At 60.6% G+C, this 12372-nt stretch carries 11 protein-coding genes; 9 read left to right on the plus strand and 2 right to left on the minus strand.

What is annotated here, in order from left to right; all coding sequences use genetic code 11:
- Positions 1–194 precede the first annotated feature (194 nt).
- The 6 genes from F8N85_RS05360 (at position 195) to pcsA (ending at position 6347) form a co-directional block, all read left to right on the plus strand.
- Positions 195–956: a gamma-glutamyl-gamma-aminobutyrate hydrolase family protein gene (locus F8N85_RS05360; RefSeq protein WP_150802623.1), complete on the plus strand. Its 762-nt coding sequence runs from the start codon at positions 195–197 to the stop codon at positions 954–956.
- 236 nt (positions 957–1192) lie between these two features.
- A complete protein-coding gene (gene potA / locus F8N85_RS05365) occupies positions 1193–2335 on the plus strand; it encodes a polyamine ABC transporter ATP-binding protein (protein ID WP_150802624.1) in 1143 nt (380 codons plus the stop codon).
- Positions 2336–2364: 29 nt separating this feature from the next.
- Positions 2365–3246, plus strand: a complete 882-nt coding sequence (locus tag F8N85_RS05370) for an ABC transporter permease subunit (protein ID WP_191636121.1) — start codon at positions 2365–2367, stop codon at positions 3244–3246.
- Positions 3243–4127 carry an ABC transporter permease subunit gene (locus tag F8N85_RS05375; RefSeq protein ID WP_150645110.1) on the plus strand — a complete coding sequence of 295 codons (885 nt, stop codon included), beginning with the start codon at positions 3243–3245 and terminating at the stop codon, positions 4125–4127. Before F8N85_RS05370 ends, F8N85_RS05375 begins: the two co-directional genes overlap by 4 nt.
- Positions 4128–4182: 55 nt before the next feature.
- A complete protein-coding gene (locus F8N85_RS05380; RefSeq protein WP_150802626.1) occupies positions 4183–5295 on the plus strand; it encodes a polyamine ABC transporter substrate-binding protein in 1113 nt (370 codons plus the stop codon).
- A gap of 329 nt (positions 5296–5624) precedes the next feature.
- A complete protein-coding gene (gene pcsA, locus F8N85_RS05385) occupies positions 5625–6347 on the plus strand; it encodes a phosphatidylcholine synthase (protein WP_150802627.1) in 723 nt (240 codons plus the stop codon).
- Between the two features lie 399 nt (positions 6348–6746).
- Here pcsA and F8N85_RS05390 read toward each other — a convergent pair whose 3' ends face one another.
- Complete coding sequence (locus F8N85_RS05390) at positions 6747–7679, minus strand: LysR family transcriptional regulator (protein ID WP_150802628.1); 933 nt, start codon at positions 7677–7679, stop codon at positions 6747–6749.
- A gap of 141 nt (positions 7680–7820) precedes the next feature.
- Here F8N85_RS05390 and F8N85_RS05395 point away from each other — a divergent pair, with 141 nt between their 5' ends.
- Both F8N85_RS05395 and F8N85_RS05400 read left to right on the plus strand, forming a co-directional pair.
- The gene (locus F8N85_RS05395; RefSeq protein ID WP_150802716.1) at positions 7821–9278 is read left to right on the plus strand and encodes an MFS transporter; all 1458 of its coding nucleotides are present in this window, start codon (positions 7821–7823) and stop codon (positions 9276–9278) included.
- Positions 9279–9380: 102 nt separating this feature from the next.
- Complete coding sequence (locus F8N85_RS05400; protein WP_150802629.1) at positions 9381–9818, plus strand: hypothetical protein; 438 nt, start codon at positions 9381–9383, stop codon at positions 9816–9818.
- 60 nt (positions 9819–9878) lie between these two features.
- On the opposite strand, the gene F8N85_RS05405 is transcribed toward F8N85_RS05400, so the two are convergent.
- Complete coding sequence (locus tag F8N85_RS05405; RefSeq protein ID WP_150802630.1) at positions 9879–10781, minus strand: LysR family transcriptional regulator; 903 nt, start codon at positions 10779–10781, stop codon at positions 9879–9881.
- Positions 10782–10940: 159 nt separating this feature from the next.
- Between F8N85_RS05405 and salA the strand changes: the two genes are divergently transcribed.
- Complete coding sequence (salA, locus tag F8N85_RS05410) at positions 10941–12236, plus strand: salicylate 1-monooxygenase (RefSeq protein ID WP_150802631.1); 1296 nt, start codon at positions 10941–10943, stop codon at positions 12234–12236.
- Positions 12237–12372 lie beyond the last annotated feature (136 nt).

The following is a 12372-nucleotide window of genomic DNA, read 5'->3' on the forward strand; positions in this document are numbered from 1 at the left end:
ACACTCAGCGTTTAATCGCTAGTTTTCTGGCCTCATCAGGGTACGACAGTGCCAAATAAGCCTTGAAACGAGCGTGAGCCCTCAACATCGGACGTGCGGTGTTTAGAATTTTTTACATGAGAGTTGTTAATTAAAATCAACAAGGCTAAGCTCCGGAAAAGCTCGTTCAAGTGTGAAACTTCGAGGTGATAAAAATGGCATTCAAGCCATTGATCGGCGTTACTGCGTGCATCAAACAGATTGGCCTGCACCCCTACCACGTCAGCGGCGACAAGTACTTGCGTGCTGTCAGCGTCGCGGCTTTGGGACTGCCGGTAGTCATTCCTTCCCTGGCTGAACTGACTGAAATAGATGAGCTGCTTGAGCATCTGGACGGCCTGCTGCTGACCGGCTCACCGTCCAATGTGGAGCCGTTCCACTATCAAGGGCCCGACAGTGCCCCAGGCACGGAACACGATCAGCAACGGGACGGCACCACCCTCCCCCTGTTACGTGCAGCCGTGGCTGCCGGCGTTCCGGTGCTCGGCATCTGTCGCGGCTTCCAGGAAATGAACGTGGCGTTCGGTGGCAGCCTGCATCAGAAGGTCCACGAACTCCAAGGCTTCCTCGATCACCGCGAAGCGGATCATCCGGACCTGGCCGTGCAGTACGCACCGGCTCACGCGGTCAGCGTGCAACCGGGCGGCGTGTTCCAAGCGCTGGATCTGCCTCAGGTGTTCCAGGTCAACTCGATTCACAGCCAAGGCATCGACCGACTCGCTCCGGGCCTGCGCGCCGAAGCCATTGCACCGGATGGCCTGATCGAGGCGATCTCTGTCGAGCACAGCAAGGCTTTCGCCGTTGGCGTGCAATGGCACCCGGAATGGCAGGTCCTGTCGAACCCTCCTTACTTGAGTATTTTCCAGGCGTTTGGCGACGCATGCCGGCAACGGGCAGCGCTTCGTTATGCGCGCTGACTGACGACCTCAAACACCATTCAACGATTTAACTGCCCCCGTGAGTCAGGCGGGTGCGCCTTTGCGCGCCCACCCCTCAGGAAAACCACACTTTTCGACAGCACTTTCGACAACAACAAGCACCACCAGGCAGCCAGGACGGCGGCGCCGAATAAACCCGCGCGGTGCGGGTTGGTAATCACTCTATTAAGTCAGGCCGTATTGGCCCGACTCCTCACACCTGTTGGGAGTTTCACATGGCAAACGCCTCCAGCACTTACAGGAAGGCTCTTGAAGGCAACCCGCACCCGAAAAAGGTGTTGGTTAAAGTCGACCGGGTCACCAAGAAATTCGACGAGACCATCGCCGTGGACGATGTGTCCCTGGAAATCCACCAAGGCGAAATTTTCGCCATGCTCGGTGGCTCCGGCTCAGGCAAGTCGACACTCCTGCGCATGCTGGCAGGCTTCGAGCGTCCTACCGAAGGGCGGATCTACCTCGATGGCGTAGACATCACCGACATGCCGCCCTACGAGCGGCCGATCAACATGATGTTCCAGTCCTATGCCCTGTTCCCGCACATGACCGTGGCGCAGAACATTGCCTTCGGTCTCAAGCAGGACCGGCTGCCGGCCAGCGAGATCGAAGCCCGCGTCGAAGAGATGCTCAGGCTGGTGCATATGACCCAGTATGCCAAGCGCAAGCCCCATCAGTTGTCCGGTGGCCAGCGCCAGCGGGTGGCATTGGCACGTTCCCTGGCCAAGCGGCCAAAGCTATTACTGCTCGACGAGCCCATGGGCGCGCTGGACAAGAAGCTGCGCTCACAGATGCAACTGGAGCTGGTGGAGATCATCGAGCGGGTCGGTGTGACCTGCGTGATGGTGACCCACGACCAGGAAGAGGCCATGACCATGGCCCAACGCATCGCCATCATGCACTTGGGCTGGATTGCCCAGATTGGTAGCCCGGTCGATATCTACGAAGCGCCGGTCAGCCGCATGGTCTGCGAATTCATCGGCAACGTGAATGCCTTCGACGGCACCGTCACCGAAGACCAGGAAGGCCATGCAATCATTCATAGCCCGGACCTGGAGCAGAAGATTTACGTCGGCCACGGCGTCAGCACTTCGGTCGAAGACAAGTCCGTCACCTACGCCATTCGCCCGGAGAAGTTGCTGGTCACCACCCTCAAGCCCGACGCCCGCTACAACTGGTCCCAAGGCAAGGTGCATGACATCGCCTACCTCGGCGGGCACTCGGTGTTTTACGTGGAGCTGCCGGGCGGCAAGATCGTTCAGTCGTTCATGGCCAACGCTGAACGCCGCGGGGCACGCCCGACCTGGGATGACCAGGTCTACGTGTGGTGGGAAGACGACAGCGGCGTGGTACTGCGTGCATGATTACCATCAATAAGCGGATTCTGCGACTGATCCCCAGTGGCCGCAAAGTGGTCATCGGGATTCCTTTCCTCTGGCTGTGTCTGTTCTTCATGCTGCCGTTCTTCCTGGTGATGAAGATCAGCTTCTCGGAAGCTGCCCTGGCCATTCCACCCTACTCGGAGATCTACAGCTTCGCCGAGCAGAAATTCCAGCTGTTCCTCAACGTTGGCAACTATGCGCTGCTGGCCGCTGATGACCTTTACATCTCGGCCTACCTCGGCTCGTTGAAAGTGGCCTTTTTCAGCACCTTGATCTGCCTGCTGATCGGCTTCCCGATGGCCTATGCCATCTCCAAAGCCCGTCAGGACGCGCAGACCGTGTTACTGCTATTGATCATGATGCCGACCTGGACCGCGATCCTGATCAGGGTTTACGCCTGGATGGGGATCCTCAGCAACAACGGTCTGCTCAATGCGTTCCTGCTCTGGACCGGCCTTATCCAGCACCCGATAGAAATATTGAACACCAACATCGCGGTGTATATCGGGGTGGTGTATGCCTACCTGCCATTCATGGTCCTGCCGCTCTATGCCAACCTGGTCAAGCATGACCAGAGCCTGCTCGAAGCCGCATCGGACCTGGGCTCAAGCACCTTCAACAACTTCTGGAAAATCACCGTGCCGCTGGCGAAAAACGGCATCGTCGCAGGCTGCATGCTGGTGTTCATTCCAGTGGTCGGTGAGTTCGTCATTCCGGAACTGCTCGGCGGCCCGGAAACCCTGATGATCGGCCGCGTGCTATGGCAAGAGTTCTTCAACAACCGTGACTGGCCGGTGGCGTCCGCCCTGGCGGTGGTGATGCTGGCGATCCTGATTGTGCCGATCATCCTGTTCAACCGCAGCCAGGCCAAAGAGATGGAGGGACGGGCATGAAACGTTTCGGCTTTGCAAAATTGATGTTGGTACTGGGGCTGTTGTTCATCTACCTGCCGATGCTGATCCTGGTGATCTACTCGTTCAACGCCTCGAAACTGGTGACGGTCTGGGGTGGCTGGTCGGTGAAATGGTATGTCGGCCTGCTGGACAACTCGCAACTGATGGGCTCGGTGGTGCGCTCGCTGGAAATCGCCTGCTACACCGCGATAGCCGCTGTGGCCCTGGGCACCCTGGCGGCGTTCGTGTTGACCCGGGTGACCCGCTTCAAGGGCCGCACGCTGTTCGGCGGCCTGGTCACCGCGCCGTTGGTGATGCCTGAGGTGATCACCGGTCTGTCGCTGTTGCTGCTGTTCGTCGCCATGGCGCAGATGATCGGCTGGCCCCAGGAGCGCGGCATCATCACCATCTGGATCGCCCACACCACCTTCTGCGCGGCCTACGTGGCGGTGGTGGTCTCGGCGCGCTTGCGTGAACTGGATCTGTCCATCGAAGAAGCGGCCATGGATCTGGGGGCGCGGCCGCTGAAGGTGTTCTTCCTGATCACCATCCCGATGATCGCACCCTCGCTGGGCGCGGGCGGGATGATGTCCTTCGCCCTGTCGCTGGATGACCTGGTACTGGCGAGCTTCGTCTCGGGGCCGGGTTCGACCACCTTGCCGATGGAAGTGTTCTCGGCGGTGCGCCTGGGGGTGAAACCGGAGATCAACGCGGTGGCCAGTCTGATTCTGCTGGTGGTCTCGTTTGTCACCTTCCTGGTCTGGTATTTCAGCCGCAAGGCCGAAGCCAACCGCAAACGCGCGATCCAGGAAGCCATGGACCAGACCGCGAGCGAATCCTGGAAGCAACCTGAGCGTCAATTGGCAGGTGCGGCTGCCTAGGCGGCCGCGTTTCAAACAAACCGCCACACATCACAAAAAAAACGGAGTTGTACGGATGAAAATGTTTGGCAGGACTCTACTCACGCTGTCCTTACTGGGTGGGTCCTTATTCAGCACGATCAGCACCTGCGCCCTGGCCAATGACCAGGTGCTGCGCGTCTATAACTGGTCGGACTACATTGCCCCGGACACGCTGAAGAAATTCGAAGAGGAAACCGGGATCCGCGTTGTCTACGATGTATTCGACAGCAATGAAACCCTCGAGGCCAGGCTGCTCGCCGGCAAGTCGGGTTACGACATTGTCGTACCCTCCAACAGTTTTCTGGCCAAGCAGATCAAGGCTGGGGTCTACCAGCCGCTGGACAAAGCAAAACTGTCCAACTGGAAAAACCTCAACCCGACCTTGTTGAAAAACGCCTCCGCCAGCGACCCCGATAACGGCCATGCCTTCCCCTACCTGTGGGGCTCGATCGGTATCGGCTTCAACCCGGACAAGGTCAAGCAAGCCCTGGGCACCGACGCACCGGTAAATTCCTGGGACCTGCTGTTCAAACCCGAGAACGCTGCAAAACTGAAAGCCTGCGGCATCAGCTTTCTCGACTCACCGACCGAAATGCTCCCGGCCGCCCTGCACTACCTGGGCTACCCAGTGAACTCCCAAGACCAGAAGCAGATCGCCGAGGCCGAAGCGCTGTTCATGAAAATCCGCCCTTCGGTGGCCTACTTCCATTCGTCCAAGTACATCTCGGACCTGGCCAACGGCAACATCTGCGTTGCCGTTGGTTACTCCGGCGACGTGCTGCAGGCCAAGGCCCGCGCCAAAGAAGCCGGCGACAGCGTGAAAATCAGCTACAGCATCCCGAAAGAAGGGGCAGGCAGCTTCTATGACATGGTCGCCATCCCCCGGGACGCGGCAAACGTCGAGAATGCCTACCTGTTCATGAACTTCCTGATGCGCCCGGAGATCATGGCCGAAATCACCAACAACGTCGGCTACAGCAACGCCAACGCCGCGGCGACACCCTTGGTCGACGACGCGATTCGTAACGATCCTGGCTCGTACCCGCCGCACGAGGTGATGGCCACCCTCTATGCCGTCCCCGACCTGCCCATCGGCACCCAGCGCCTGATGACCCGTGGCTGGACCCGGGTAAAACTCGGCCATTAGATCCCCGCGCCCCTACCGGCGCGACACCCTATTCCGTTCACGCCGCGACTTACCAACGCGGCAACAACCTGAACGGCTTCACCTGGCCTCCCTCGGTTAAGGTGATTCCTGGCGCCTTCGGGCGCTTTTTTTGTTTCGGTCCGGCTATTTGAAGCGCAGGTGATGCGGATTGCCCTGCTCTATTCTTTGCATGGAGTGACAGAGCAAAGATTTTTTGCGGGTGAACCTTATCCCCCGATACCCGGTCGATACTTGCAACCTAAGCTATGTTTGCCGGTACCCGCATCGACGGTGGTCACTGGTCAGCTTCATTTTCTGGAGAATGCCCGATGATATCGACTCTACACATAGCCAGGCTCAAAGCATGGGGCGCCCATGGGTTTACCGCCACCGGCGTGGTCACCGCATTCCTGGCGACCATCGCCTTGTTCGAGGACCATCCCAAGGCCTGCCTGCTGTGGCTGGGGGTGGCGCTGATCGTCGATGGCGTCGACGGCTCGCTGGCGCGCAAGGTCAATGTCCAGACGGTTCTGCCGGGATTCGATGGGTCGGTGCTGGATCTGGTCATCGACTACCTGACCTATGTGTTCATCCCGGCCCTGTTCATCTATTGGTATGTCGAGCTGCCGGGCTACACACCGCTGCTGACCGTATCGGTGATCCTGGTCTCTTCGCTGTTCTGCTTCTGCAACGTCAACATGAAGAGCAAGGACAACTACTTCCAGGGCTTCCCCGCCGCCTGGAATGTGGTCGCCCTGTGCCTCTACATCATCTCCCCGCCACCCTGGATCACCCTGCTCAGCATCATCGGGCTGGCGCTATTGACCGTGTCCCGGATGAAATTCCTCCACCCCTTCCGCGTCCGCCGGTTCATGCCGATCAACATCGCCGTGACCGCCGTCTGGCTGCTGTGCAGCCTGTCGCTGGTGCTCAACCATCCAGGCAAAGACCCGATGGTGATGGGGCTGTGGCTGGCGATGTCGGCTTATTTTCTGGGCATTTGTATTTGGCGCACTTCGCTGGAGTGGCTCGACAGGTCTCGCGCGCAATAAAGCGCCGCGGTTGGCGAGGACGTGATGCCTCGCCAAGTGGACCTCGCTGTCGTCGCCTAGCCCTATCTGTCAGGCCGCTTTCCCTGTGGGAGCGAGCTTGCTCGCGATGGACGTTAACGATAACGCGTGTTTTCTGAATAAACGCGCCGCCCTTGAGTCCATCGCTAGCAATCGAGTGTCGACCGGCTGCTCCTACAGAGACCTCATTTCCTTAACTGACGGGCATTGAGGCAAGCCAGTTCCAACAAGATCAAGATCAAAAGATCGCAGCCTGCGGCAGCTCCTACAGGGGAATGCGTACGCCCAGGCCGAATGGAGGTGTTCATCAGGGGACTGGAGCTCGTGCGGCCTACCCAATTGCGTGATCAGCGGCTCGGTTTCTCTGTTGACTCAACAACTTCAATCATCGACAACCCGTGCATCTGTAAACGAATCAATGCCCTGCTGCGCACAAACCTCCCGAAGGCAACCCCGCAACCAGCGATGCGCCAGATCGGCATCCAGCCGTGGATGCCAGAGCATTGCGACGGTGAACGTTGGCATTGAGATCGGAAGCAAAAAGCTGTGCATTCCAGCGCGCAGGTTGGCGGTGTGCCGTTCGGGAACGCTGGCGATCAGGTCGGTGGCCCGGGCGAGCGCCAGCGCGGTCGAAAAGCCGGCGACGATGGTTACTATCTCCCGCTCAAGCTCGAGCGGCTTCAGCGCTTCATCAATAGGCCCCTTGTCTTGCCCCCGCCGGGAGACGCTGATGTGCCTGCCAGCCGCATAACGGGAGGGAGTGATCTCGCCCTGACTCAGCGGGTGCCCGATTCGCACGACGCCAATCAAACGGTCCCGGAACAAGGCCTGGGTGCGCAGCTCCGGGCCAGCGGTCTTGCCCACCACGCCTGTTTCCAGATCGACCGTCCCGTCGCGAAGTGGCGTGCTGTCTTTATCTGGCTTGGGCACGAAGCGCAGCCGCACACCAGGCGCTTGTGCGTCGATGCGGGCAATGAGCTGCGCGCCGAAGTTCTCCACGAAACCGTCACTGGTGCGCAGCGTGAAGGTTCGAACCAGCTGTTTGAGGTCGATCTGCTCGGCAGGACGTAGAACTGCTTCGGCGTTTTGCACCAACTGACTGACCCGCTCGCGCAGTTCCAGCGCTCGGGGGGTGGGAACCAGACCGCGTCCGGCTCTGACCAACAGCGGATCGCCGGTGGTTTCCCGCAAGCGCGCCAGTGCCCGACTCATCGCCGACGGGCTAAGCCGCAGCCGCTTCGCAGCGCGCGCAACGCTGCCTTCTGCGAGCAACACATCCAGGGTGACCAGCAAGTTGAGATCGGGTATCGACATGCATTGCTCCTGGCATGGCGTGATTGTGGCATGGCGTTAAACGCACGAATAAAGTGCAAATGCTGCGCCTTCCGCCATGTTATGCGCAGGCGTAGATTTCTGACAGCTCCGTATCGGGAGTCGCCAAAAACAGGGGACATGATGAAGCCAGCAATCGCAGTACGAAATGAGGTGGCAGCGGGAGATATACCGCGGACACCTACAGTGCGCTGGGCGCTCGCCAGCCTTTCGCTATCCATGTTGCTGTCCTCGCTCGGCACCAGCATTGCCAATGTGGGCTTGCCGACCCTGGCCCAGGTGTTCAACGCCTCCTTCCAGGAAGTCCAGTGGGTCGTCATCGCCTATCTACTGGCCATCACCACCCTGATCGTCAGCGTTGGACGGCTCGGTGACATCATCGGCCGTCGGCGGCTGCTCCTGGCGGGAATCGCCTTGTTCACGCTGGCCTCGGCCCTGTGCGGCTTCGCGCCCTCGCTCTGGCTGCTGATTGCCGGCCGGGCGCTGCAGGGCCTCGGTGCGGCGATCATGATGGCGCTGACCATGGCCTTTGTCGGCGACACGGTTGCGAAGGCAAAGACCGGTAGCGCCATGGGTTTACTCGGGACAATGTCCGCGACGGGCACTGCTCTGGGGCCGTCGCTCGGCGGAGTGCTGATCGCCGGACTCGGCTGGCAGGCCATCTTCCTGATCACCGTACCCCTGGGCCTCCTGACTTTTCTGCTCGCCCATCGCTACCTGCCCGCCGATCGCCAGCGGCCGAAAACCGATCGTGTCGGTTTCGACCCTCTGGGCACGCTGCTGCTGGCTCTGACGCTCGCGGCTTATGCGCTGGCCATGACGCTTGGCCGCGGCAATTTTGGCCCGCTGAACATCGCCCTGCTGTTGGCTGCGTTGGTCGGCGCCGGCCTGTTCGTGCTCGCCGAGACGCGAGTCGCCTCACCCTTGATGCGCTTGTCGCTGTTCCGCGATCCGGTGCTCAGTGGCAGCCTCGCCATGAGCGCCCTGGTCTCGACGGTGATGATGGCGACGCTGGTGGTCGGGCCCTTCTATCTCGCCCATGCGCTCGGGCTGGAAGCCGCTCTGGTGGGTCTGGTGTTATCGGTCGGACCGTTTTTCGCGGCGCTGACGGGAGTGCCCGCCGGGCGCATTGCCGACCGTTTTGGCGCGCAGCGCATGACCCTCTTCGGGCTTGGCGGAATGGCGGCCGGTTGCCTCATTTTATCGGTGATGCCAGAGACGCTCGGGATCTTCGGCTACATCGCGCCCATTGTGCTCATCACCATCAGCTATGCACTGTTCCAGACCGCCAACAACACCGCGGTCATGACAGATATTCGCCCGGACCAACGGGGCGTCATCGCCGGCATGCTCAACCTGTCGCGAAACCTGGGGCTGATCACGGGTGCCTCCGCTTTGGGTGCGGTGTTCGTGTTCGCCTCGGCGACGATCGACATCACCACGGCGCGTCCCGAGGCCGTTGCCTGCGGCATGCGAACTACGTTCGCCGTCGCCCTGGCGCTGATCGTCAGCGCGCTGGTCATTGCCTTTGGAAGCCGGGCCCTGGCTACGCGCGCTACGTTCCCTGGAGACGTCGGATAAAATTTCTCTCGCTGTTCTGCTCTCTCTTCCCTTGATGGCAGCCCGGTAGCGGCTAACATTATTCTCATGTCGGATCCCGCGCCACGCTTGCGGAGCACGTTCATGGCAGATACCAAGACAAGGTTGGAATCGGTGGTGACCCTGGTCCAAGTCATAAGCGTGGTCGCGGGTGTCGTCATCAGTGTTCTGAGTTTCAATTCAACCCGGCAGAAAGAGGCCGAGGCGCGCATTGTCGAAGCGACGAAACCGCTCTACGAACTTCGTCGGGCGATTTACATCGAGACGGTGAAAACAGCTGCCATAATCGCCAACCCTGACGACCGTACGCCAAGAGAAGTCGCCAGGGCCAAGCGTCGCTTCCGCGAGCTGTACGTGGCGGAGCTGAGTATGGTGGAGGCTCCGGGCGTGGAGCAGAAAATGGTTGCGTTCGCCCAGCAGGTAGATCCATCGCTGGTTCAGCTCACGCCAGCGCAAAGTGCTGCACTCAATCTTTCCCACGCGCTACGCGATTCCTACATCAGCTTGCCGTCCGGCCGTTAAAACAGCGCGAGAAAAACGCGAACCCTGGTACGAGCTGACTGCTCGCCGATCACTCACCCCTCAGTCCGAAAACAAGTCGAACATCAACTGGCGAAGCCAGCGGTTGCCCGGATCCTTGTGATATTTGGCGTGCCAGAACAGATTGATGGCAATCTCTGGCAACGCCACCGGATGCGGTAGCGAGGTCAGACCGAAAGGTTCTTCGCAGCAGGCGGCGAAGCGCTCAGGCACGGTCGCCAGCAGGTCAGTGCGCTGAAGAATGTGCCCTACCGCAACGAAATGCGGCACCTCCAGACGTACCGAACGCTCGATACCTTCCCGGGCCATGAAGGCATCAACTTCGCCATGGCCGGTGTTGGCCGAGATCACCCTGACATGCCCGTACGAGCAGAATCGCTCCAGGGTCAAAGGCTCTCGCGTGGCCGGGTGGTCCTTGCGGCACATGCACACATAGCGATGGTGGAACAGTCGACGCTGGAAAAACCCCGCCTGCAGGTGCGGCAGCAAGCCGACAGCCAGATCTACCGTGCCGCTCTGCAGGTCCTCGCGCAGGCTCATGGGATTTTCCCGCACGGTACTGATCCTGCATTTGGGTGCCTGCCTGGCCAATGCATCCATCAGCCGGGGAGTGAAATAGATCTCGCCGATATCGGTCATCGCCAGCGTGAACACCCGCTCGCTGGTCGCGGGATCAAAGCTGTCCTGCCGGTTCAAGGCATCGCGCAACGTATGCAGGGCAAGGCCGACGGGCTCGGCCAGTTGCTCGGCATAGGGCGTCGGCTGCATGCCCTGGTAGGTGCGCACGAACAGTTCGTCCTGCAAGGCCAGGCGCAAGCGTTTGAGGGCATTGCTCACCGCGGGCTGGGTCAGGCCCAGATTGTCGGCGGCGGTGGAGACTCTTCGGTCCCGCAGGAGCTGGTTGAACACCACCAGCAGATTCAGATCCAGATCGCGCAGCTCCATGGGACTCCAACGCTTGCGCCTACTCCAATGGATGGGAGGAGATGAACGCAAAGCAATATTCATAGTGGAAATATCGTGTATGGGTTTAGGCCTATTTATTAATACTACTCGAGCCGTGATGATCGGTCGCACAAAAACAAAGCGACCATAGGTACCACAATGAATAACAACAGCAGCTCAGCCTTGCGTATCGGGATTGTTGGCGGCGGTATTTCCGGTGTCGCGCTTGCCCTGGATCTTTGCCGCCATCGCCATCTCGACGTCCAACTGTTCGAATCCGCTCCTGCCTTCGGTGAGGTCGGCGCAGGTGTTTCCTTCGGCGCCAACGCGGTTCGCGCGCTGGCCGGCCTGGGGCTGGCCGAGCCCTATCGACAGATCGCCGACCGTACGCCCGAGCCCTGGCAGGACGTGTGGTTCGAGTGGCGTCGAAGCAACGATGCCCACTACCTCGGTGCCAGCGTGGCGCCGGGGGTCGGTCAGTCCTCGGTTCACCGTGCGGACTTTCTCGAGGTGCTGGCGAGTCGCCTTCCCGCCGGCATCGCCCGCTTCAACAAACGCGCGGCCGCCGTCGAGCAGCACGCCGACGAAGCCCGAGTGGTGTTCACCGACGGCAGCGACTATCGCTGCGACCTGCTGATCGGCGCGGATGGGATCAAGTCGGCGTTAAGAGGCCATGTCCTGGAGGGGCTGGGTGCGCCACCTGCCGCGCCGCGTTTCAGCGGCACCATCGCCTATCGCGGGCTGATCGACAGCCAGCAACTGCGCGAAGCCTACCGCGCCCGGGGCATCGATGAGCACCTGATCGATGTGCCGCAGATGTACCTGGGGCTGGACGCTCATATCCTCACCTTCCCGGTCAAACAGGGTCGACTGATCAACGTGGTCGCCTTCGTGTCCGACCGTAGCGCGCCGGACCCGGTCTGGCCCAAGGACGCTCCCTGGGTCCGCGAAACCAGTCAGCGCGAGATGCTCGACGCCTTCGCGGGCTGGGGCGACGCCGCGCGAATCCTCCTGGAAAGCATTCCGGCGCCAAGCTGTTGGGCCCTGCACGATCTGGCCGAACTACCGGGTTACGTTCATGGCCGGGTCGCGCTCATTGGCGATGCCGCTCACGCCACGCTGCCCCACCAGGGTGCCGGTGCTGGACAGGGTCTGGAAGACGCCTTTTTTCTGGCACGCCTGCTCGGCGACCCACGGCTGAGCAACGACAAGCTGCACGCCCTGCTTGCGGCCTACGATGCGCTGCGCCGTCCACGTGCCTGCCGCGTGCAGCGAACCTCGCGAGAAGCCGGCGAGCTGTACGAGCTGCGCGATCCGGCTGTGGGGGCGGACGAACCAGCCTTGTCCTCGACGCTGGAAAGCCGCTTCGACTGGCTGTGGAATCACGATCTGGATGCAGACGTAATCCGGGCTCGCGAACTACTGGGCTGGGAAGCCCTGTGCAGCAGTCACTGAAGGGGGTGTGTTCATCCGGCAGCTCGTGGATGTACACGATCGGCGTAGGAGCTGGCGAAGCCTGCGATCTTTTGGCGGTTCTGCATATTGCCCGCAAGCAAAATCAAAAGATCGCAGCCTGCGGCAGGTCCTACAG

The sequence above is a fragment of the Pseudomonas fluorescens genome, from assembly GCF_902497875.1.
Lineage (GTDB): Bacteria > Pseudomonadota > Gammaproteobacteria > Pseudomonadales > Pseudomonadaceae > Aquipseudomonas > Aquipseudomonas fluorescens_BR.